A 21540-nucleotide genomic window follows, 5' to 3' on the forward strand; every position below is an offset into this window, starting at 1 on the left:
ATGGCGCTCACCCGCGACGAGATGGCCGCGCGTGCCGCCGCGGAACTCCACGACGGCTCCTACGTCAACCTCGGGATCGGGCTGCCGACGCTCGTGCCCAACCACGTGCCCCGCGATGTCACGGTCGTGCTGCAGTCCGAGAACGGCATCCTCGGTGTGGGGCCCTATCCGCACGAGGATGCCGTCGACCCCGACCTCATCAACGCGGGCAAGGAGACCGTGACGGTGCTCGCCGGCGCCGCGTTCTTCGATTCGGCGACGAGCTTCGGCATGATCCGCGGCGGGAAGATCGACGCCGCGATCCTCGGAGCGATGCAGGTGTCGGCGAGCGGCGACCTCGCGAACTGGATGATCCCGGGCAAGATGGTGAAGGGGCCGGGCGGAGCCATGGACCTCGTGCACGGGGCCGGCCGGGTGATCGTGCTCATGGAGCACGTCGCGAAAGACGGGTCCGCGAAGATCGTGAACACCTGCACCCTCCCTCTCACGGGTCGTGGGGTGGTCGACCGGATCATCACCGACATCGCCGTGATCGACGTGACCGCACAGGGTCTCGTGCTCGTCGAGACGGCGCCGGGGGTGTCGGTGCAGCAGGTGATCGACGCCACAGAGCCGCCACTCGTCATCGCACCTGGACTCGCACACTGACCGCGGACTGACCGCAGACATCGGAAGGATGCAGACATGACCGACCTCACCGCACCCGACGACCACGACGTCGTGATCGTCGCCGCAGCGCGCACGCCGCAGGGCCGTCTCAAAGGGCAGCTCGCGCGATTCTCCGCACCCGAGCTCGGCGCGTTCGCGATCCGCGGCGCCCTGGAACGAGGAGGGGTGGATGCCGCGGACGTCGATGCCGTGATCGTCGGTCAGGTGCTCGCCGCCGGGTCGGGCCAGAACGCAGCGCGCCAGGCCGCCATCGGCGCCGGCATCGGCTGGGACGTCCCCGCGCACTCCGTGAACAAGGTCTGCTTGTCGGGGCTCACCGCGGTCATCGATGCGGCCCGCATGATCCGCACCCGCGATGCCGAGGTCGTCGTCGCCGCGGGGATGGAGTCGATGACGCGCGCCCCGCACCTGCTGATGGGCTCACGTGACGGCTGGGCCTACGGCTCGGTCGAGGTGCTCGACCACATGGCCTACGACGGCCTCACCGACGCCTTCGATCGCGAAAGCATGGGGGCGTCGACCGAGCGGCACAACGAGCGCTACGAGGTCACACGGGAGGCGCAGGACACCGTCGCCGCGCTCTCGCACCAGCGCGCGGCGGCCGCCCAGCAGGCCGGCGTCTTCGACGCGGAGATCGTGCCGGTCGAGGTGCCGCAGCGCAAGGGTGCGCCCGTCGTCGTGTCGACGGATGAGGGGGTGCGCCCGGACACCACGGTCGAGTCGCTCGCGGGGTTGCGCGCGGCCTTCGCCGAGGGGGGTTCGCTCACGGCCGGGAATTCGTCGCAGATCTCCGACGGCGCCTCGGCCGTCGTGGTGACCACCCGTGGCACCGCGGCGGCGAAGGGGTGGGAGGTGCTCGCCACGGTCGGTGCGAGCGGACAGACGGCCGGTCCGGACAACTCGCTGCACGCGCAGCCGGCTCGTGCCATCGAACAGGCCTGCGAGAAGCAGGGCATCGCGCCGGCTGACCTGGACCTCGTGGAGATCAACGAGGCGTTCGGGGCCGTCGTCGCGCGATCTCAGACCGAACTCGGCCTCGACAGCGCGATCGTGAACATCCACGGCGGGGGCATCGCGATCGGTCACCCGATCGGAGCATCGGGCAACCGTCTCGTCGTGCACGTCGTGCACGAGCTGACCAGGCGCGGCAGCGGCATCGCAGCCGTCGGGCTCTGCGGAGGCGGCGGTCAGGGCGAGGCGCTCATCCTCAGCCGCTGACGCCAAGTCGGGCGGGCAAGGGGACTCAGCGTGAGCGCTTGAGTTCCTTGGAGAGGTTCTTCTCCTTCTTCTCCCGCTCCTTCTGCTGCTTGGCGTAGACGGGGGAGTCCTTCGAGACCGGCTTGCCCTGCTTGGCGCGACGGGTGTCGATGACGGCGCCGATCGCGAGGGCGAAGGTGATGCCCCAGCTCACCCACGCGAGCGCGGCGCGCCAGGTGATCGGCGTCTCGCGGGAACCGCGGAGCAGAGAGGCGCCCGACATGATCGCGCCGAGGAGTCCGGTGCTGGTGAGGTAGTTCATGACCTTCACGCTACCCGGGCGGGTGGTCGGTCCGCCCAGCCTTGACAACCCGGCGGGATGCTGTCAGGCCTCGTTCCCAGCGAACGCGAACCGCCACGCGGTAGAATGGTCGGGTCGCGGCTGGTCCGCGGCCGCAACCCGTGTATCTACCGGCCGTCGGCTCCCCGGCGGACAGCGGCGGCACCCGACCCCGCGTCCGCGGACGCGCGAGAGCCATGACACACGCTTCCCCCTCGACATCCTCCGTCGCCACGGCGACGCCTCCGGCCCCCAGCCTCATCCGCACGGCGGGCATCCCCTACTTCCTCATCGCGTTCATCGCGCGCCTGCCGTTCGCGATGATGGTGGTGGGGGTGCTCACGGTCGTCGTCTCGGCGCGCGGGTCTCTCTCGCTGGGCGGACTCACCTCCGCGGCGGTCGGACTCGGCACCGCGTGCTTCGGTCCGCTGCTGGGCGCGGCAGCCGATCGATTCGGCCAGCGCTTCGTACTGCTCGCTCTTGCGATCGCCAACGGCGCGATGCTCGTCGTGTTCACCCTGGTCGTCTACGGCGGGGCCGCCGACGCGCTCGTGCTCGTCGCCGCGTTCGGCATCGGCGCGACCGCGCCGCAGGTGGCTCCGATGTCGCGCTCGCGCCTGGTCACGATGATCACGGAGCGGATGCCGGAGGCTGCGCGCCCCCGCACGCTGTCGGGGACCATGGCGTACGAATCCGCCGCGGATGAGACCGTGTTCGTGTTCGGACCCTTCCTCGTCGGCATCCTCGCGTCCGTCATCGCGCCGTGGGCGCCGCTGGTCGGCGCGGCCCTGCTCACCGTGGTCTTCGTCGGGGGATTCGCGCTGCATCCGAGCGCCAGGGCAGTATCGATCCACCGCGGCGACGACGGGAGGGCGCCGTCCTCGGCATCCGACCTCTTCCGCCCGCGCCTGCTCGTGGTCGTCCTCGGCATCCTCGGCGTCGGAATGTTCTTCGGAACCATGCTGACGTCGCTCACCTCGTTCATGGCCGATCGCGGCGCGGCGGAGGAGGCCGGACTGCTCTACGGCGTAATGGGCGTCGGCTCGGCGCTCCTCGCGCTCGGCGTCGCCTGGCTCCCCGCTCGGTTCACGCTGCGCGCGCGCTGGCTCGTCTTCTCGGGGATCCTGCTCGGCGGAACCCTGCTGCTGCTGTTCGTCGACACGCCGGCCACGATGATGGTGGCTCTGGCGATCATGGGGGTCGGCATCGGCCCAACCCTCGTCACGCAGTACAGCCTCGGAGCCGCCCGCAGCCCGCTCGGCCGCTCGGCCACCGTGATGACCATGCTCGGATCCGCGGTCGTCGTCGGGCAGTCGATCGGCGCAGCCGTCGCCGGGGAGCTCGCCGAGAACGTCGGCACGGCGGGCGCGCTCGCCCTCCCGATCGCCGCGGCCGGGATAGCGTTCACCGCGGCGCTTGTCAACTGGCGTCTGAGTCCCGCGGCGCCTCGCGTAGCCTCGGTCTGAGCCTCTGTAGCCTGAGGAGCACCGCACCGGATCGTCAGGAGCCTTCCCCCATGCCCGCAGATTTCGTCGTCGTCGCCAACCGTCTCCCCGTCGACCGTGTCGCCGGTCCGGACGGCACGGAGGAGTGGCGGACGTCGCCCGGCGGCTTGGTGGCGGCGCTCGAGCCGATGATGCGCAGCGCCCGCGGCGCCTGGGTCGGCTGGCCGGGTCAGCCCGATACCGAGCTCGAGCCGTTCGAGATCAACGGCATCGATCTCGTGCCGGTGGCGCTGAGCGCCGATGAGGTCGCCGACTACTACGAGGGCTTCGCCAACGACACCATCTGGCCGCTGTACCACGACGTCATCGCGCCCCCGCAGTATCACCGAGAGTGGTGGGAGGCGTACGTGCGGGTCAACCGCCGCTTCGCCGAGGCGGCCGCGTCCGTCGCGGCCCCCGACGGCACGGTCTGGGTGCACGACTACCAGCTGCAGCTCGTGCCGCAGATGGTGCGCGACCTGCGGCCGGACGTGACGATCGGGTACTTCCACCACATCCCGTTCCCCGCGCACGGACTGTACGCTCAGCTGCCCTGGCGCGATCAGGTGCTCACCGGCCTGCTCGGCGCCGACGTCATCGGGTTCCAGCGCGCTCAGGACGCGACCTACTTCCTGACCGCGGTGCGCCGCCGTCTCAAGTACGAGGTCAGGGGCTCGAACGTCGCGGTGCCGACGGCCGACGGCGGCACACGCTCCGCGGTCGCGCGGGCCTTCCCGATCTCCATCGACACCGCGCCCTACATCGAGCTCGCCGCTCGCCCCGACATCAGGGCGCGTGCACAGGAGATCAGGGAGAGCCTCGGCAACCCGTCGAAGATCCTGCTCGGGGTCGATCGTCTCGACTACACCAAGGGCATCCGTCACCGCATCAAGGCGTACGGGGAGCTGCTGGAGGACGGCCGCCTGAACGTCGAGGACGTCACCCTCGTGCAGGTCGCGAGTCCGAGCCGCGAGCGCGTCGACGCCTACGTGCACCTGCGCGACGAGATCGAGCTCGCCGTCGGACGAATCAACGGCGACAACGACACGATGGGCCACACGGCGATCCGCTACCTGCACCAGGGCTACCCGCGCGAGGAGATGGTCGCGCTGTATCTCGCTGCCGACGTGATGCTCGTGACCGCCCTCAGGGACGGTATGAACCTCGTCGCCAAGGAGTATGTCGCCACACGTGCCGACAACAGGGGAGTGCTGGTGCTCAGCGAGTTCACCGGCGCCGCCGACGAGCTCCGCCAGGCCGTGCGGGTGAATCCCCACGATATCGCCGGACTCAAGGACGCGATCATCGAGGCCGTCGAGATGACGCCGGCCGAGCAGTCGAAGCGGATGCGGTCGCTGCGCCGTCGCGTGCTCGAGAACGACGTCACCGCGTGGTCGAACTCCTTCCTCAGGGCTCTCTCCGAGGTCAGGTCGCGCTGACCCGGACGGCCATACTGGAGGGGACCCGTCGATTGGAGATCTTCCCGTGACCCGCAGCTGGACCCCCGGATCGTCAGACCCCGCCCTGAGCGCCATCGCGGCGACACCGCGGCTCGTGGTCGCCCTGGACTTCGACGGGACCGCGTCTCCGCTGGTTCCCGACCCGATGGCCGCGCGAGCGCTGCCCGAGGTCGCGGCGCAGGTCGCGCGTCTGGCCGAGCTCCCCGACACGGTGGTCGCCTACGTCTCCGGGCGCAGCATGCACGACCTGCGGGTGATCACCGAGCACGCAGACGACTCGCTGATCGCACTCGCCGGTTCGCACGGTGCGCAGTACTGGTATCCGGGACTCGGCGACGCCGACGCCGACGGCCCTGCACCGGGCGACGGCGAGCGTGAGGCCCTGTGGGCCGCTGCCCGTCCGATCATCGACCGATACGAGGGCGCGGAGCTCGAGCCCAAGACCTTCGGCATGGGCGTGCACACGCGCACGGCCACCCGCGAGGTCGAACAGGCGGTGTTCGCCGAGATCGACGAGCTGGTCGCCGCGCGCTTCCCGCACTGGCGTCGTCGCTCCGGACACCGCGTGCTGGAGTTCTCGTCGCGGACCGAGGGGAAGGATGCCGCGATGGCGGCGCTCCGCGCCCACTTCGCGGCGACAGCGATCCTCTTCGCCGGCGACGACGTGACCGACGAGGACGCGATGCGCGTGCTCGGGGGCGACGACCTCGGGGTGCGTGTCGGACCGGGGGAGACCGCTGCGACCCTGCGTGTGGAGAATCCGCAGGAGATCGCGCTTCTTCTGGAGGCGCTGGCGGACGAGCGGGCCGCCCGTCGGGAATAGACTTCCGTCATGTCCTCGTCTGACACCGCCCCCCACGAGTCCATCGACATCAAGCCTCGCAGCCGCGTCGTCACCGACGGCATCGAGGCGACGACCTCCCGCGGCATGCTCCGCGCGGTCGGCATGGGCGACGCGGACTGGGACAAGCCCCAGATCGGCATCGCCTCGAGCTGGAACGAGATCACCCCCTGCAACCTGAGCCTCGACCGGCTTGCGCAAGGCGCGAAGGAGGGTGTGCACTCCGGAGGCGGCTACCCGCTGCAGTTCGGCACGATCTCCGTCTCCGACGGCATCTCGATGGGCCACGAGGGCATGCACTTCTCGCTCGTGTCGCGCGAAGTGATCGCCGACTCCGTCGAGACCGTCATGATGGCCGAGCGCCTCGACGGCTCGGTGCTGCTGGCCGGGTGCGACAAGTCCATCCCCGGGATGCTCATGGCCAGCGCTCGCCTCGACCTGTCGAGCGTGTTCCTGTATGCCGGCTCGATCGCGCCCGGCTGGGTGAAGCTCTCGGACGGCACCGAGAAGGACGTCACGATCATCGACTCGTTCGAGGCCGTCGGCGCCTGCCGGGCCGGGCTCATGAGCGAGGAGGACCTCAAGCGCATCGAGTGCGCGATCGCTCCGGGCGAAGGCGCCTGCGGCGGTATGTACACCGCGAACACCATGGCCTCGGTCGCCGAGGCGCTCGGGTTGAGCCTGCCGGGGTCGGCAGCACCGCCCGCGGCCGACCGTCGCCGCGACTACTTCGCCCACCGCTCGGGCGAGGCCGTGGTGAACCTGCTCCGTCAGGGCATCACCACCCGCGACATCCTCACCAGAGAGGCTTTCGAGAACGCGATCGCGCTGGCGATGGCCCTCGGCGGCTCGACCAACGTCGTGCTGCACCTGCTGGCGATCGCCCGGGAGGCGGAGGTCGAGCTCAGCCTGCACGACTTCAACCGCATCGGCGACAGGGTCCCGCACGTCGCCGACATGAAGCCGTTCGGCAAGTACGTCATGAACGACGTCGACCGGCACGGCGGCATCCCGGTGATCATGAAGGCGATGCTCGATGAGGGGCTGCTGCACGGCGACGCGCTCACGGTCACGGGGAAGACCCTCGCCGAGAACCTCGCAGAGCTCGACCCGCAGCCGATCGACGGCGAGGTCATCCACACCTTCGACAACCCGATCCACGCCACCGGGGGGCTGACGATCCTGCACGGATCGCTCGCCCCGGAAGGTGCGGTCGTCAAGACGGCGGGCTTCGATGCCGCCGTGTTCGAGGGGCCGGCGCGCGTGTTCGAGCGCGAGCGCGCCGCGATGGATGCCGTCGCGAACGGCGAGATCGACAAGGGCACCGTCATCGTCATCCGCTACGAAGGCCCCAAGGGGGGCCCGGGCATGCGCGAGATGCTGGCGATCACCGCGGCCATCAAGGGCGCGGGGCTCGGAAAAGATGTACTACTCTTGACGGACGGACGATTCTCAGGCGGCACAACCGGCCTGTGCATCGGCCACATAGCACCCGAAGCGGTGGACGCAGGTCCCATCGCCTTCGTGCGCGATGGTGATCTGATACGGGTCGATATCGCAGCTCGCTCTCTCGACCTACTCGTCGACGAGGCGGAGCTCGCCTCCCGCCGTTCCGGCTGGGAGCCGCTTCCCCCGCGCTATACCCGTGGCGTCCTTGCCAAGTACTCGCGCCTCGTGCGGTCCGCCGCCGAAGGCGCGACGACCGGCTGATCCGCGTCGAACGCCTCTGCGGCATCCGACGTCGCCCACAGACCATCAGAAGGAAAGTCATGACTGCTGACTCCGTCTCGGCCGTGCCGAGGCCACCCGCACCCAAGTCATCCGCTCCCGAGATCACGGGTGCGGAAGCCGTCGTCCGCTCGCTCGAACTCCTCGGCATCACCGACGTGTTCGGCCTGCCCGGCGGCGCGATCCTGCCCGTCTACGACCCGCTGATGGATGCCGCGCAGCTGCGTCACATCCTGGTCCGCCACGAGCAGGGCGCCGGTCACGCCGCCGAAGGGTACGCCTCGTCGTCGGGCAAGGTGGGTGTGTGCATCGCGACCTCCGGACCGGGAGCGACGAACCTCGTCACCGCGATCGCCGACGCCTACATGGACTCGGTGCCGCTGCTCGCCATCACCGGCCAGGTCTTCTCCACCCTCATGGGCACGGACGCGTTCCAGGAGGCCGACATCGTCGGCATCACGATGCCGATCACGAAGCACTCGTTCCTCGTGAAGGATGCCGCGGACATCCCCGGCGCGATCGCCGCCGCGTACGAGATCGCCTCGACCGGTCGTCCGGGCCCGGTGCTGGTGGACATCACGAAGGACGCGCAGCAGGCCGTCGCCCCGTTCGTGTGGCCGCCGAAGATCGACCTCCCCGGCTACCGTCCCGTGACCAAGGCGCACGGCAAGCAGATCCAGGCCGCCGCGGCCCTGCTCGCCGAGGCGAAGAAGCCCGTGCTGTACGTCGGCGGCGGTGTGATCCGCGGTCGCGCCTCGGCCGAACTGCTGGCCCTCGCCGAGACCACGGGCGCGCCGGTCGTGACGACCCTCATGGCGCGCGGCGCGTTCCCCGACTCGCACCCGCAGCACCTCGGCATGCCCGGCATGCACGGCACGGTCCCGGCCGTCCTCGCGCTGCAGGAGGCCGACCTGCTCGTCTCGCTCGGGGCGCGGTTCGACGACCGTGTGACCGGCAAGGCGTCGCTGTTCGCACCGAACGCCAAGGTCGTGCACGTCGACATCGATCCCGCCGAGATCTCCAAGATCCGCACGGCCGACGTGCCGATCGTCGGCGACGTGCGCGACGTGCTCGTCGACCTCGAGAGCGCGTTCCGCGCTGCGGCCGGTGACACCGCACCCGACACCGAGGAGTGGTGGTCGTACCTCGACGGCCTGCGCACCGAGTTCCCGCTCGGGTACGCGCCGACCACGGACGGGCTCCTCGCTCCGCAGTACGTGATCCAGCGCATCGGCGAGCTCACCGGCCCCGAGGGCATCTACGCCGCAGGTGTCGGTCAGCACCAGATGTGGGCCGCGCAGTTCATCAAGTACGAGCGCCCGAACGCGTGGCTGAACTCCGGGGGAGCGGGCACCATGGGCTACTCGGTCCCCGCCGCCATGGGAGCGAAGGTGGCCGAGCCCGACCGCCACGTGTGGGCGATCGACGGCGACGGCTGCTTCCAGATGACCAATCAGGAGCTCGCCACCTGCGCGATCAACAACATCCCCATCAAGGTCGCGGTCATCAACAACTCCTCGCTGGGCATGGTGCGCCAGTGGCAGACCCTCTTCTACGACGGGCGCCACTCGAACACCGACCTGAACACGGGACACGGCACGATCCGCATCCCCGACTTCGTGAAGCTCGCCGAGGCGTACGGCTGCCTCGCGATCCGCGTGGAGAAGGAGGAGGAGGTCGACGCCGCCATCACCCTCGCGCTCGAGACGAACGACCGCCCCGTCGTGATCGACTTCGTCGTGAGCGCGGACTCCATGGTGTGGCCGATGGTGCCGCAGGGCGTCAGCAACAGCTACGTCCAGTACGCGCGTGACCACGCGCCCGCATTCGACGAGGAGGACTGACCATGACGACGCACGTGCTGAGCCTCCTCGTGGAGGACACCCCCGGTCTGCTGACGCGAGTCGCCGGACTCTTCGCCCGACGGGGCTTCAACATCCACTCCCTCGCGGTGGGCGTGACCGAGGTGCCGAACATCTCGCGCATCACGGTGGTCGTCGATCTCGACGATCTGCCTCTCGAGCAGGTGACGAAGCAGCTCAACAAGCTGATCAACGTCATCAAGATCGTGGAGCTCGACTTCGCCACCTCGGTGCAGCGCGAGCACATGCTCATCAAGGTGCGCACCGACAACACCACCCGATCGAACGTGATCGAGGTCGTGAACCTCTTCCGCGCCTCCGTGGTCGACTACGCCTCCGACGCCCTCGTCGTCGAGGTCACCGGCGACCGCGGCAAGGTCGAGGCTCTGCTGCGCGCGCTCGAGCCCTTCGGCATCAAAGAGATCGCGCAGTCCGGCCTCCTCGCGATCGGCCGCGGCGGCAAGAGCATCACCGAACGCGTCCTGCGCGGCTGACCAGAACCATCCCGAGCTTCGCCGTCGTCGAACGAGCGAAGCGAGACGAAACGCCAACAATCAAGGAGAAAGAACCAGTGAGCACCGAGATCTTCTACGACGCTGACGCCGACCTGTCCATCATCCAGGGCAAGAAGGTCGCGATCGTCGGCTACGGCTCGCAGGGCCACGCGCACGCGCAGAACCTGCGCGACTCGGGCGTCGAGGTCGCGATCGCCCTCAAGGAGGGCTCGAAGTCCGCGCCGAAGGCGGAGGAGGCCGGCTTCGCCGTCAAGACCGTCGCCGAGGCCACCGAATGGGCCGACCTCATCATGATCCTCGCGCCGGACCAGCACCAGCGCACGATCTACAGCGAGTCGATCGCCCCCAACCTCACCGCGGGCAAGACACTCGCCTTCGCGCACGGGTTCAACATCCGCTTCGGCTACATCGACGCGCCCGAGGGCGTCGACGTCATCCTCGTCGCGCCCAAGGCCCCCGGTCACACGGTGCGCCGCGAGTTCGTCGCCGGCCGCGGCATCCCCGACATCATCGCCGTCGAGCGCGACGCATCGGGCAACGCCTGGGCGACCGCCCTCTCGTACGCGAAGGCCATCGGCGGCACCCGCGCCGGCGTCATCAAGACGACCTTCACCGAGGAGACCGAGACCGACCTCTTCGGCGAGCAGGCCGTCCTCTGCGGTGGCATGAGCCACCTCGTGCAGGCCGGTTTCGAGACTCTCGTCGAGGCGGGCTACCAGCCGCAGATCGCCTACTTCGAGGTGCTGCACGAGCTCAAGCTCATCGTCGACCTCATGTGGGAGGGCGGCATCGCCAAGCAGCGCTGGTCGATCTCCGACACGGCCGAGTTCGGCGACTACGTCTCGGGCCCGCGCGTCATCGACGAGCGCGTCAAGGAGAGCATGAAGGGCGTCCTGTCCGACATCCAGTCGGGGGCGTTCGCCAAGCGCTTCATCGAGGACCAGGACAACGGTGCCGAGGAGTTCCTCGCGCTGCGTGCCAAGGAGGAGACGCACCCGATCGAGGCCACCGGCAAGGAGCTGCGTTCGCTCTTCGCCTGGAAGCAGCAGGACGAGGACTACGTCGACGGCAGCGCTGCGCGCTGATCTCCCCGTAGACCGAGAACGGGCCCGGTGCGAATCGCACCGGGCCCGTTCTGCGTCAGGATTCACTCCGCGGGAGCGGCGTCCTCCACCTCGATCGGCGCATCCGACGGGTCGGCCCACACGGGCGCGGGCAGGGGAGTGTCGACCTGACCGCTCTGGATCGCGCGCAGCGCTTCGGTGATCTCGTCGGCGTTCTCCGGCACGGCGAGACCGCAGGTCCGCAGCTCCGAGGCGAACTTCAGCGTGAGTCGGATCTTGCCGGCCTCGACGGCCTCAGCAGTCGTCCCGGTCAGCTTCTCGCTCCCGGTCTGGATGTCGGAGACCTCGTCGCACACGTGATAGACCGCACCCCCGGCGACCCACACCACCTCGTCCTTTCCCAGCAGCTGGATGACGGTGGACTGGTCGGCGGTGTACTGCTCGACGGAGGGCGGGTCGAAGTCGATCCCCAGGACGACGGCGAGAGCGGCGAGCACGATGCCGACGACGCCGGCGGTGGCCTTCTGCCCCTTGTCCATGTCCTTGTTCAGGAAGATCAGGATGATCAGCGGGAGGAAGGCGACGACCGCGATGATCGCGCCGAGCTGGTTCTGCACGAAGAAGCGGACCTTGTCCGACTTGCGTGCCGGGTCCAGTCGGTTCGCCTTCTTCCACAGGATCGAGCCGGTGATCGACAGCGCCGCGATCACGACGAGCATGACCAGCAGCGTGACGAACGCCCACTGGGGGAACTGGGCCGTGGCGTTCTGGCTCTCCAGCAGGCCGGTGTCGGAGTCGCGGACGTAGGTGCCGTCCTCGCCGACCACGACGCGCTGACGCAGCAGCCAGAAGATCGCGACCGCCTCGGCGGCGATCGCGACGACCCACAGTGCAACCGCGATCCATCGGAACGTCGTCGCCTTCGATGTGGCCTGAGCGGTCGGCGTCCAGCCCGCTGCGGGCTCCCCGACCTCGCTGGTCGACCGCGAACGGTCTGTTCGATTGTCGTTCTCGGTCACTGCGATCCTTCCCCGCCGTGGGCGCCTCCGGCCCGGATGCCCCCGAGCCTAGTGGAGCCGGTGTCCTACGCTGGAGACATGACATCCGATTCCGACGACGACGCCCTGAGCTGGGACGGTGACGACGCCCGCGCCTCGAAGCGACTGCCTCGGGACGATGCCGGTCGGCGAGCGCCCGCCGAGGATGCCGCCGCTGAGCCGTCGATCATCGGGTCCTCGACCGATGGTGCTTCCTCGCGGCATGCTGCGGAGCCGGTCGGCTCTGACGACGACGCGGCCGTGCTGCTCGATGACGAGAGCTCCGCACTGGGCACGGGCGTGCTGCTCGCACTCGGCGTCGTCGGCGGGATCTACCTGCTCTACAGCGTCGGCTGGGTCGTGGGCGGTCTGCGACTCAAGCCGCTCGCCAACTTCTTCGTCGCGGACGCGATGTTCCTCCCGTGGTTCGTGCTCGCCGTCGCGGCTCCGGCTCTGTGGTTCCTCGCGGGGTGGGTGCTCACGCGGGGGAAGGCGACCTGGATCCGTCTGTCCGTCCTTCTGCTGGGAGTGGTTCTGCTCGTGCCCTGGCCTTTCGTGACGGTGGGGGCGATCGGATCATGACCGCGACCCCTCCTGCATCCTCGACGACCCCGGCCTCGCCCCGCTGGGTCACGGGGCTCGTGCTCGGCCTCGCCGGACTCTTCTACGCCTACGCCGTCTGGAACGCGATCGCGCACCTGATCACGATGGCGCAGAGCGGCATCGACGGCGCCGGGTGGGTGACGCTGCTGTTCGGCGTCGCCTTCCCCGCGATCGTGTTCGTGTTCGCGTATCTGATCGGTCGCCGCCGGCGTGCCGGCGAGCTCGCCCTCGCACTGCTGGCCGGTCTGGGCATCGTCGCGGTGTTCTGGTTGAGCCTGCTCGCGTACAGCCTCACGCTGCCGACCGGCTGAGGAGTCGTCGACCGTCACACGTCCGGGAGGCGGGGGAGCGCTCGGGTACAGTTGAGGTGATCGCGCCCCCACGGTGTGCGGCGCATCGGCCCCTCCCGCCTGTCGCGCTGCCCCGAAGGATCCACTGTGCCGAAGCCCGTCGTGCTCATCGCCGAAGTTCTCTCTCCCGCCACGATCGAGGCCCTCGGCCCCGACTTCGACGTCAGGCACGTCGACGGCACCGATCGCGAGGCTCTGTTCGCGGCTCTCGCCGAGGCGAACGCGGTGCTGATCCGCTCGGCCACCCGGATCGACGAAGAAGCGCTCTCGCACGCGCCGCAGCTCAAGGTCGTCGCTCGTGCCGGCGTCGGTCTCGACAACGTCGACATCAAGGCGGCGACCACCGCCGGCGTCATGGTGGTGAACGCTCCCACCTCGAACATCGTCTCCGCCGCCGAGCTCACGGTCGGCCACATCCTGAGCCTGGCCCGCCGTATCCCCGCCGCTCACGCCTCGCTGTCGTCCGGTGCGTGGAAGCGCAGCTCGTTCACCGGCGCCGAGCTCTTCGAGAAGACGGTCGGCATCGTCGGGCTGGGCCGCATCGGCGCCCTGGTCGCGGCTCGGCTCGCCGCGTTCGACATGCGCGTCGTCGCCTACGACCCCTACGTCACGTCGGCGCGCGCCCAGCAGCTCGGCGTGCAGCTGCTCTCGCTCGACGAGCTCGTGGCGGAGTCCGACTTCCTCACGATCCACATGCCGAAGACGCCCGAGACCACGGGCATGATCGGCGCCGAGCAGTTCACGGCGATGAAGCCGACCGCCTTCGTGGTGAACGTCGCCCGCGGCGGCCTCATCGATGAGGAGGCGCTGCGTGAGGCGCTCGTCGCGGGCGAGATCGCTGGTGCGGGCCTTGACGTGTTCACCTCTGAGCCCCCGGCCGACGGCGGCTCCGCGAGGGCACTCCTCGACCTCCCCAACGTCGTCGTGACCCCGCACCTCGGCGCGAGCACCGAGGAGGCCCAGGAGAAGGCCGGCGTCTCGGTCGCGAAGTCGGTGCGCCTCGCGCTCGGCGGAGACCTCGTGCCCGACGCGGTCAACGTCGCCGGCGGTGTCATCGACCCGTACGTGCGTCCCGGCATCTCGCTCGTCGAGAAGCTCGGCCAGATCTTCGCGGCTCTCGCGACGTCGCCGCTCACGAGCCTCGACGTCGAGGTGCATGGCGAGCTCAACGACTACGACGTGAGCGTGCTGAAGCTCGCGGCGCTGAAGGGCGTGTTCACCAACATCGTCAGCGAGACGGTGTCGTACGTGAACGCTCCGCTGCTCGCCGAACAGCGCGGCATCGCGGTCCGTCTGCTCAAGGACGACGAGAGCGACGAGTACCGCAATGTGATCACGCTGAGGGGTGCGCTGTCCGACGGCTCACAGCTTGCCGTCTCCGGAACCCTGACCGGTCCGAAGCAGACCGAGAAGCTCGTCGGCATCAACGATCATGCGCTCGAGCTGCCCATCGAGAAGCACCACGTGGTGATGCTCTACACCGACCGCCCCGGCATCGTCGCGGTCTACGGGCAGAAGTTCGGCGAGGCGGGCATCAACATCGCCGGCATGCAGATCGGCCGTCTCGCCGCCGGCGACCAGGCGCTCAGCGTGCTGACCCTCGACTCGCCCGTCTCCGACGAACTCCTCGACGACGTCCGCGACGCGATCGACGCCGACCTGTTCCGTCAGATCGAGATCACCGAGGTCTGATCCGAACAACGAAGAGGGAGGATGCCGCGCGCTGCAGCATCCTCCCTCTTCTCGTTCCGTTCGACGGTGTCAGGGCGCCGTGGCGCGGAGGACCAGGGCGATCAGCGCCTCCAGTTCCTCGCGGTGGGGGACCAGGTGCTCCTCGCCGTTCACGTCGAGCGAGTTGTTGAAGTACAGGCCGTCGCTCACGAGCATCACGAGGTCGAGGCTCGCACGGTCGCGTACGTGCGGGCGGATCGTGTCCTCCCACCTTCGGCGCACGTGACGGAGGGCGTCGCCCGCCGCGACGGAACCGCCCTGGGCGAGGCGCGAGGTGGCGATCAGAGCGCGGTCGAGCGCGTCGTCCTCCATCACCGAGGTGCGCACGTAGTAGGCGACCGGTCCGTCCTCGTGTGCGTTCATGCGCTCGAGGTCGGCCGTCGTGAGCCGATCGAGACGGTCGAGAAGCCCGGCGACGAGGTCGTCCTTTGAACCGAAGTGGTAGAGCAGGCCGCCCTTCGAGACGCCGGCCTCCTTCGCCGTGGCGTCCAGGGTCGCCGTTCGCTCGCCGTCGTTGATCACGATCTTCTCGAACGCGTCGAGCACGCGCTCGCGGGCGAGGGGAGGTCTGGGCATCGGGGTCCTCTGCTCGGCGGGTTCTTGCCTTCACGGTACGCCAAGGGAGCGGTGTTCCTGTTACTATACCATCCGGACGGTTTATATTCAGGCCGACTCAACTCGAAAGGTGTTCCTCATGACCCGCACGGCGTCGATCCCGACGACGGAGACGGAAGCGCCCCGCGTCGGGGCTCGCGGCTGGGCGGCCCTCGTCGTCCTCATGCTGCCGGTCCTGCTCGTCTCGGTGGACAACACGGTGCTCAGCTTCGCCCTGCCCGAGATCTCCATCGCGCTCGCCCCCTCAGGAACCGAGCAGCTGTGGATCATCGACGTATATCCGCTCGTGCTGGCCGGGCTCCTCGTGACCATGGGAACGCTCGGCGACCGCTTCGGGCGCCGCAGGATGCTGCTGATCGGCGCGACCGGCTTCGCGGTGGTCTCGGCGCTGGCGGCGTTCGCGCCCACCGCGGGCCTGCTCATCGCCGCGCGCGCCCTGCTCGGATTCTTCGGCGCGATGCTCATGCCGTCGACGCTGTCGCTGCTGCGGTCGATCTTCCAGAACCGCGATCAGCGACGGCTCGCGATCGCGGTGTGGGCGTCCGCGTTCTCGGCAGGCGCGGCGCTCGGACCGATCGTCGGCGGGTTCCTCCTCGAGCATTTCGCGTGGGGAGCCGTCTTCCTCATCGCGGTCCCGGTGCTGATCCCGCTGCTCATCGCCGCGCCGCTGCTCGTGCCCGAAAGCCGTGACCCGCACCCCGGGCGGATCGACCCGGTCAGCATCCTGCTGTCGATGGCCGCCATGATCCCCGTCGTGTACGCGATCAAGTCGTTCGCGGTAGACGGCCCCTCGCTCACCGCGGGTGCCTGGGCTCTGCTCGGCGTCGTCATGGGGTACCTGTTCGTGCGACGTCAGCTGCGCGCCGACGTCCCGATGCTCGACATGGCGCTCTTCCGCCGAGGGTCGTTCTCCGGAGCGATCCTCGTGAACCTGCTGAGCGTCGTCGCGCTCGTGGGCTTCCTGTACTTCGTCTCGCAGCATCTGCAGCTCGTACTCGGACTCTCGCCGATGGTCGCGGGTCTCGCCCTCGTGCCCGGGATGGCGGCGATGATCGTCGCAGGCCTCGGGGTCGTGCCGATCTCGCGCCGGGTTCGCCCGCATATCCTCGTACCGGCCGGACTCGTGTTCTCGGTCGCCGGATACCTCCTCGTCGCCCTGTCGACCGAGGATCACGGTGTGGCGCCGCTCATCATCGCCTTCGTCGTGCTGGGCGTCGGGATCGGCGCCGCCGAGACGATCTCCAACGAGCTGATCCTGTCGAGTGCTCCGGCGGCGAAGGCGGGAGCCGCGAGCGCGGTGTCGGAGACCGCGTACGAGCTCGGAGCCGTGCTCGGCACGGCCGTTCTCGGCGGACTCATCACGGCGTTCTACCGCGGCGCGCTCGTGGTACCCGACGGCATTCCCGCGGAGGCCGCGCACGCGGCATCCGAGACCCTCGCGGGGGCGTACACGGCTGCGGCCGCGCTGCCGGGGGAGTCGGGCGAGGCCCTCTGGGCTGCGGCATCCGCGGCGTTCGGATCCGGAGTCCTGGTGACGTCGTTGATCGGTGCGGGACTCGTGGTCGTCGCGGGGGTCGTCGCCGCCGTCACACTGCGCAAAGCCCCCGTTCACTGACCGCTACGCTGGGAGGACCGGCCCGCTCGTCGCGTCGACGATGCGGCCGGTCCATCCCGATGCAAGGAGTGTCATGTCGCGTGTCGTGAAGCTGGCCGTCATCCCCGGTGACGGGATCGGTCCCGAGGTCATCGCGGAGGCGGAGAAGGTCCTCGACGCTGTCACGGCCGACTCCGACGTGACCTTCGACAGGACCCGATTCTCGCTCGGCGCCGACCGGTTCCTCGCGACCGGCGACACACTCACCGACGATGACCTCTCGGCCATCGCCCAGCACGACGCGATCCTGCTGGGCGCAGTCGGCGGGACGCCTGGCGACCCCCGCCTGAAGGACGCGAACATCGAGCGCGGCCTCCTGCTGAAGCTTCGCTTCACGCTCGACCACTACGTCAACCTGCGCCCGTCGAAGCTCTTCGCGGGTGCTCCCGGACCGCTCGCCGAGCCGGGGGAGATCGACTTCGTCGTCGTGCGCGAGGGCACCGAGGGCCCGTACGTCGGCAACGGCGGAGCGATCCGCAAGGGCACCCCGCACGAGGTCGCGAACGAGACTTCCGTCAACACGGCCTTCGGCGTCGAGCGCGTCGTCCGCTACGCCTTCGATCTCGCCGAGCGCCGGCGCAAGAAGCTCACGCTGGTGCACAAGACCAACGTGCTCGTTCACGCCGGTGCCATCTGGCAGCGCATCGTGAACGAGGTCGCCGCCGAGCACCCCGACGTATCGGTCGACTACCTGCACGTCGACGCCGCCACGATCTTCCTCGTGACCGATCCCTCCCGCTTCGACGTCATCGTCACCGACAACCTGTTCGGTGATATCCTCACAGATCTGGCAGGTGCCGTCACCGGCGGCATCGGTCTCGCAGCATCCGGGAACATCAACCCGGATGACTCGTTCCCCTCGATGTTCGAGCCGGTCCACGGTTCCGCGCCCGACATCGCAGGTCAGCAGAAGGCCGACCCGACCGCGGCGATCCTCTCGATCGCGCTGCTCCTCGACCACCTCGGCCTCGCCGAGGAATCGGCGCGTGTCAGTGCCGCCGTCGAGGCCGACATCGCCGCTCGTTCGGGCGCGCGCAGCACCGCGGAGATCGGCTCCGCGATCGCTGCGAGACTCTGAATCGCAGGCGTAGGCTGAAGCGGCGCGACGATGCGCCCACCCACAAGGAACGGATGAACACATGACGACCATCGATGCCGAGGCGACCCTGGCTCCCCTGGAATTCGCGGTGACCAAGAACCTCGCTGCGGCGACACCTGCTCGCGTCGACGAGGTGCACGAGAACCCCGGATTCGGCGTCGTCTTCACGGACCACATGGTCGACATCTGCTGGTCGGCGAAGGGCGGCTGGCACCGTCCGCGGGTGCAGCCCTACGGTCCCATTCCGCTCGATCCCGCCGCCGCAGTGCTGCACTACGCGCAGGAGATCTTCGAGGGGATCAAGGCATACCGCCACGCCGACGGGTCGATCCACACCTTCCGACCCGATCGCAACGCCGCGCGCATGCAGGCGAGCGCCCGCCGTCTGGCACTGCCCGAGCTTCCCACCGAGTACTTCATCCAGTCGCTGCGCGAGCTGATCGCCGTCGACGGTCGCTGGGTGCCCTCCGGCGCGGATCAGAGCCTCTATCTGCGCCCCTTCATGTTCGCGAAGGAGGCGTTCCTCGGCGTCCGCGCGGCACAGAAGGTCGCCTACTACGTCATCGCCAGCCCGGCCGGAGCCTACTTCACCGGCGGCATCAAGCCGGTACGCATCTGGCTGTCGGAAGAGCACGCGCGCGCCGGACGCGGCGGCACCGGCAAGGCGAAGACGGGGGGCAACTACGCCTCCAGCCTGCTGCCCCAGGCCCTCGCCAGTGAGAAGGGCTGCGATCAGGTGGTCTTCCTCAACGAGGACGACAACGTCGAGGAGCTCGGCGGCATGAACGTGGTGTTCGTGTTCAAGGACGGCCGCGTCGTCACCCCGGAATCCGACAGCATCCTCGAGGGCATCACGCGCGACTCGCTGCTGCAGCTCGCCGAGGACCGCGGCTACACGGTCGAGAAGCGACCGATCTCGATCACCGAGTGGCGTGAGGGTGTCGCCTCCGGAGACATCGTCGAGGTCTTCGCGTGCGGAACCGCCGCCGTGGTCACGCCGATCGGCGCCCTCGTCGGCGAGGGCTTCGAGGAGCCGCAGCCGCTCGGCGAGCTCGCCCTGTCGCTGCGCGAGGAGCTCACCGACATCCAGTACGGGCGTCGTGAGGACAAGCACGGCTGGCTGCTGCGCCTCGACGCCTGATCTTCCGTCTCTTCACATCGAGACCCCGCCCCGCTGGCGTCAGCAGGGCGGGGTCTCGGCGTTGCGGGCTGGATAGGCTGGATGCATGAAGATCGCCCGGTTCAGCCATGACGACGCCATCCTGTTCGGGATCGTCGACGAGTCCGACCTCGTCGTCCTGACGGGCGACCCGCTCTACGCCGGGTACGAGACCACCGGCGACCGGGTGCCGATCGCGGATGCCGTCATCCTCGCTCCCGTGATCCCTCGCTCCAAGATCGTCTGCGTCGGGAAGAACTACCACGACCATGCCGCCGAGATGGGCGGAGAGGCCCCGGAGGAGCCGCTGCTGTTCCTCAAGCCCAACACCTCGGTGATCGGCCCCGGTGACGCGATCGTGCGACCCGCCATCTCGGAGCAGACCGAGTACGAGGGCGAGCTCGCCGTGGTGATCGGTCGCGTCGCGAAGAACGTCTCGGCGGAGAACGCGCTCGACCACGTGCTCGGCTATACGATCGCGAACGACGTGACCGCCCGCGACCTGCAGCGCAAGGACGGTCAGTGGACCAGGGCCAAGGGCTTCGACACGTTCTGCCCGCTCGGCCCGACCATCAACACCGACTTCGACCCGTCGACGGCCACACTTCAGACCCGGGTGAACGGCGAGGTGAAGCAGCAGGCGCCGCTCAGCGACATGATCCACTCCGTCGCCGACATCATCGCCCACGCGTCGGCGGTGTTCACGCTGCTGCCGGGCGACGTGATCCTCACCGGCACCCCTGCCGGGGTGGGGGCGTTCGGCGCCGGCGACACGGTCGAGGTCGAGATCACGGGCCTCGGCATTCTGCGCAACGCCGTGCGCGACGCCGCAGCCGCGTCATGAGCGACGTCGCCCTGTCGGCGGCGCAGATCCTCCGCATTCAGCGGCGTACCGTCCTGACCCTGTCGATCGGGCAGGTGCTGGGCGGCATCGCATTCGGGGCGACCGTCTCGCTGGGGGCGCTTCTCGCCGCCGACATCTCGGGCGACGATGCGCTCTCAGGTCTCGCCACCGCGTCGGTGACTCTCGGCGCCGCGCTGTGCGCGATTCCGCTCGCCCGGCTGGCGGCGCGGGTCGGACGTCGACGCGCACTGACCCTCGGGAATCTCTTCGCGCTCATCGGCATCGCCGTCGTCATCACAGCCGCGTCGCTTCGGATCTTCCCGCTTCTGCTCGTCGGCATCGTCATGATCGGAGCGGGCAACGCCGGCAATCTGCAGTCGAGGTTCGCCGCGACCGATCTCGCCTCTCCGCAGCATCGGGGCAGGGACCTCTCGATCGTCGTGTGGGCGACGACCATCGGGGGAGTCACTGGACCGCTTCTCCTCGGCCCGGGCGAGGTCGTCGGCGAGATGATCGGGATGCCGCCGCAGACGGGCTCGTACGCCTTCTCGTTCGTCGCGCAGTGCGCGGCCCTGGCGCTGTATCTCATCGCCCTGCGTCCTGATCCGCTGCTCACGGCGCAGAAGCTGGCTGTCGCCACGGCGGCGACCACGGGTCGTGTCATCGAGGACCGCCCCGTGGTGGCGCGCTATGCCGTCTTCGCTATCGCCGGCTCGCACGTCGTGATGGCCTCGGTCATGGCGATGACCCCCGTGCACCTCGCTCACATGGCGCACGGCGCACACGGCATGGCGCCGACGCCGGCCGACGTCTCGGCCCTCGTCGGCATCACGATCGCCCTGCACGTCGGCGGCATGTACGCGCTGTCACCTCTGTTCGGCATCCTCGCCGACCGGTGGGGTCGGCTGCGCGTCGTCCTGCTCGGGCAGGCGCTGCTCGGCGGCGCTCTGGCCTTCGCCGTGTTCGTGAACGATCAGGAATGGGGTGTGATGGTCGCCCTCATCCTGCTCGGACTCGGCTGGAGCGCAGCGACGGTCGCCGGTGCAGCCTTGCTGACCGAGGCGAGCGCGCCGGAACTGCGGACGCGCAGGCAGGGGCGCAGCGACTCGTTGATGAGCCTCTGCGCAGCTGCTGGAGCGGTGCTCGCCGGTGTCGTCCTGTCGAACTTCCAGTACGCGGGGCTCGGGATCGCGGCATCCGTGCTCGTCGTCGCGATCGTCGCGCTGTCGCCGCTTGGCGCACAACGGACGCGCGCGGGGAGCAGGACGCCCGCGCCGTAGAATCGAAG

The 21540-nt window shown here is 69.2% G+C and carries 20 protein-coding genes; 17 read left to right on the plus strand and 3 right to left on the minus strand.

Going from position 1 to position 21540, the window contains the following annotated elements; all coding sequences use genetic code 11:
* Window positions 1-648, plus strand: a complete 648-nt coding sequence (locus AUC47_RS14545) for a 3-oxoacid CoA-transferase subunit B (RefSeq protein ID WP_179297640.1) — start codon at window positions 1-3, stop codon at window positions 646-648.
* A gap of 36 nt (window positions 649-684) precedes the next feature.
* Window positions 685-1887, plus strand: a complete 1203-nt coding sequence (locus AUC47_RS14550; protein ID WP_096715908.1) for an acetyl-CoA C-acetyltransferase — start codon at window positions 685-687, stop codon at window positions 1885-1887.
* A gap of 25 nt (window positions 1888-1912) precedes the next feature.
* On the opposite strand, the gene AUC47_RS14555 is transcribed toward AUC47_RS14550, so the two are convergent.
* Entirely contained in the window at window positions 1913-2188 is a 276-nt protein-coding gene (locus tag AUC47_RS14555; protein WP_096715909.1) for a hypothetical protein, read from the minus strand.
* Between the two features lie 215 nt (window positions 2189-2403).
* Between AUC47_RS14555 and AUC47_RS14560 the strand changes: the two genes are divergently transcribed.
* The 7 genes from AUC47_RS14560 to ilvC all read left to right on the plus strand — a co-directional run bounded on the left by AUC47_RS14560 (window position 2404) and on the right by ilvC (window position 11181).
* Complete coding sequence (locus tag AUC47_RS14560; RefSeq protein ID WP_096715910.1) at window positions 2404-3672, plus strand: MFS transporter; 1269 nt, start codon at window positions 2404-2406, stop codon at window positions 3670-3672.
* A gap of 50 nt (window positions 3673-3722) precedes the next feature.
* On the plus strand, window positions 3723-5129 hold the full coding sequence (locus AUC47_RS14565; RefSeq protein WP_096715911.1) for an alpha,alpha-trehalose-phosphate synthase (UDP-forming): 1407 nt from the start codon (window positions 3723-3725) through the stop codon (window positions 5127-5129).
* 46 nt (window positions 5130-5175) lie between these two features.
* Entirely contained in the window at window positions 5176-5973 is a 798-nt protein-coding gene (gene otsB, locus AUC47_RS14570) for a trehalose-phosphatase (RefSeq protein WP_096715912.1), read from the plus strand.
* A 9-nt stretch (window positions 5974-5982) separates the two neighbouring features.
* Window positions 5983-7701 carry a dihydroxy-acid dehydratase gene (gene ilvD / locus AUC47_RS14575; RefSeq protein ID WP_096715913.1) on the plus strand — a complete coding sequence of 573 codons (1719 nt, stop codon included), beginning with the start codon at window positions 5983-5985 and terminating at the stop codon, window positions 7699-7701.
* 59 nt (window positions 7702-7760) lie between these two features.
* Window positions 7761-9563: an acetolactate synthase large subunit gene (locus AUC47_RS14580; protein WP_096715914.1), complete on the plus strand. Its 1803-nt coding sequence runs from the start codon at window positions 7761-7763 to the stop codon at window positions 9561-9563.
* A 2-nt stretch (window positions 9564-9565) separates the two neighbouring features.
* On the plus strand, window positions 9566-10075 hold the full coding sequence (gene ilvN / locus AUC47_RS14585; protein WP_096715915.1) for an acetolactate synthase small subunit: 510 nt from the start codon (window positions 9566-9568) through the stop codon (window positions 10073-10075).
* 77 nt (window positions 10076-10152) lie between these two features.
* Entirely contained in the window at window positions 10153-11181 is a 1029-nt protein-coding gene (ilvC, locus tag AUC47_RS14590; RefSeq protein WP_096715916.1) for a ketol-acid reductoisomerase, read from the plus strand.
* Between the two features lie 62 nt (window positions 11182-11243).
* On the opposite strand, the gene AUC47_RS14595 is transcribed toward ilvC, so the two are convergent.
* Window positions 11244-12179 carry a hypothetical protein gene (locus AUC47_RS14595; RefSeq protein ID WP_096715917.1) on the minus strand — a complete coding sequence of 312 codons (936 nt, stop codon included), beginning with the start codon at window positions 12177-12179 and terminating at the stop codon, window positions 11244-11246.
* Between the two features lie 78 nt (window positions 12180-12257).
* On the opposite strand from AUC47_RS14595, the gene AUC47_RS14600 reads away from it, so the two are divergent.
* From AUC47_RS14600 to serA, 3 genes are all read left to right on the plus strand, one after another.
* Entirely contained in the window at window positions 12258-12779 is a 522-nt protein-coding gene (locus tag AUC47_RS14600; protein WP_096715918.1) for a hypothetical protein, read from the plus strand.
* On the plus strand, window positions 12776-13111 hold the full coding sequence (locus AUC47_RS14605; protein ID WP_096715919.1) for a hypothetical protein: 336 nt from the start codon (window positions 12776-12778) through the stop codon (window positions 13109-13111). Before AUC47_RS14600 ends, AUC47_RS14605 begins: the two co-directional genes overlap by 4 nt.
* Before the next feature lie 126 nt (window positions 13112-13237).
* Window positions 13238-14842, plus strand: a complete 1605-nt coding sequence (gene serA / locus AUC47_RS14610; RefSeq protein ID WP_096715920.1) for a phosphoglycerate dehydrogenase — start codon at window positions 13238-13240, stop codon at window positions 14840-14842.
* Window positions 14843-14911: 69 nt separating this feature from the next.
* On the opposite strand, the gene AUC47_RS14615 is transcribed toward serA, so the two are convergent.
* Window positions 14912-15457, minus strand: coding sequence for a TetR/AcrR family transcriptional regulator (locus AUC47_RS14615; RefSeq protein ID WP_096715921.1), 546 nt, complete (start codon window positions 15455-15457; stop codon window positions 14912-14914).
* Between the two features lie 118 nt (window positions 15458-15575).
* Here AUC47_RS14615 and AUC47_RS14620 point away from each other — a divergent pair, with 118 nt between their 5' ends.
* From AUC47_RS14620 to AUC47_RS14640, 5 genes are all read left to right on the plus strand, one after another.
* The gene (locus tag AUC47_RS14620; protein WP_096716145.1) at window positions 15576-17111 is read left to right on the plus strand and encodes an MFS transporter; all 1536 of its coding nucleotides are present in this window, start codon (window positions 15576-15578) and stop codon (window positions 17109-17111) included.
* 73 nt (window positions 17112-17184) lie between these two features.
* Window positions 17185-18228, plus strand: a complete 1044-nt coding sequence (locus AUC47_RS14625) for a 3-isopropylmalate dehydrogenase (protein ID WP_096715922.1) — start codon at window positions 17185-17187, stop codon at window positions 18226-18228.
* 61 nt (window positions 18229-18289) lie between these two features.
* Window positions 18290-19390, plus strand: a complete 1101-nt coding sequence (locus AUC47_RS14630; RefSeq protein WP_096715923.1) for a branched-chain amino acid aminotransferase — start codon at window positions 18290-18292, stop codon at window positions 19388-19390.
* 85 nt (window positions 19391-19475) lie between these two features.
* Entirely contained in the window at window positions 19476-20252 is a 777-nt protein-coding gene (locus AUC47_RS14635; protein WP_096715924.1) for a fumarylacetoacetate hydrolase family protein, read from the plus strand.
* On the plus strand, window positions 20249-21532 hold the full coding sequence (locus AUC47_RS14640; protein WP_096715925.1) for an MFS transporter: 1284 nt from the start codon (window positions 20249-20251) through the stop codon (window positions 21530-21532). Before AUC47_RS14635 ends, AUC47_RS14640 begins: the two co-directional genes overlap by 4 nt.
* Window positions 21533-21540: the final 8 nt, after the last annotated feature.

The sequence above is a fragment of the Microbacterium sp. SZ1 genome (assembly GCF_002362255.1).
Classification (GTDB): Bacteria; Actinomycetota; Actinomycetes; order Actinomycetales; family Microbacteriaceae; genus Microbacterium.

Excerpts from the sequence above, each read along its gene's own strand:
- AUC47_RS14545 (WP_179297640.1), top strand. The coding sequence starts at position 1 with ATGGCGCTCACCCGCGACGAGATGGCCGCGCGTGCCGCCGCGGAACTC.
- AUC47_RS14550 (WP_096715908.1), top strand. The coding sequence starts at position 685 with ATGACCGACCTCACCGCACCCGACGACCACGACGTCGTGATCGTCGCC.
- AUC47_RS14555 (WP_096715909.1), bottom strand. The coding sequence starts at position 2,188 with ATGAACTACCTCACCAGCACCGGACTCCTCGGCGCGATCATGTCGGGC.
- AUC47_RS14560 (WP_096715910.1), top strand. The coding sequence starts at position 2,404 with ATGACACACGCTTCCCCCTCGACATCCTCCGTCGCCACGGCGACGCCT.
- AUC47_RS14565 (WP_096715911.1), top strand. The coding sequence starts at position 3,723 with ATGCCCGCAGATTTCGTCGTCGTCGCCAACCGTCTCCCCGTCGACCGT.
- ilvD (WP_096715913.1), top strand. The coding sequence starts at position 5,983 with ATGTCCTCGTCTGACACCGCCCCCCACGAGTCCATCGACATCAAGCCT.
- AUC47_RS14580 (WP_096715914.1), top strand. The coding sequence starts at position 7,761 with ATGACTGCTGACTCCGTCTCGGCCGTGCCGAGGCCACCCGCACCCAAG.
- ilvN (WP_096715915.1), top strand. The coding sequence starts at position 9,566 with ATGACGACGCACGTGCTGAGCCTCCTCGTGGAGGACACCCCCGGTCTG.
- AUC47_RS14600 (WP_096715918.1), top strand. The coding sequence starts at position 12,258 with ATGACATCCGATTCCGACGACGACGCCCTGAGCTGGGACGGTGACGAC.
- AUC47_RS14605 (WP_096715919.1), top strand. The coding sequence starts at position 12,776 with ATGACCGCGACCCCTCCTGCATCCTCGACGACCCCGGCCTCGCCCCGC.
- AUC47_RS14615 (WP_096715921.1), bottom strand. The coding sequence starts at position 15,457 with ATGCCCAGACCTCCCCTCGCCCGCGAGCGCGTGCTCGACGCGTTCGAG.
- AUC47_RS14620 (WP_096716145.1), top strand. The coding sequence starts at position 15,576 with ATGACCCGCACGGCGTCGATCCCGACGACGGAGACGGAAGCGCCCCGC.
- AUC47_RS14625 (WP_096715922.1), top strand. The coding sequence starts at position 17,185 with ATGTCGCGTGTCGTGAAGCTGGCCGTCATCCCCGGTGACGGGATCGGT.
- AUC47_RS14630 (WP_096715923.1), top strand. The coding sequence starts at position 18,290 with ATGACGACCATCGATGCCGAGGCGACCCTGGCTCCCCTGGAATTCGCG.
- AUC47_RS14635 (WP_096715924.1), top strand. The coding sequence starts at position 19,476 with ATGAAGATCGCCCGGTTCAGCCATGACGACGCCATCCTGTTCGGGATC.
- AUC47_RS14640 (WP_096715925.1), top strand. The coding sequence starts at position 20,249 with ATGAGCGACGTCGCCCTGTCGGCGGCGCAGATCCTCCGCATTCAGCGG.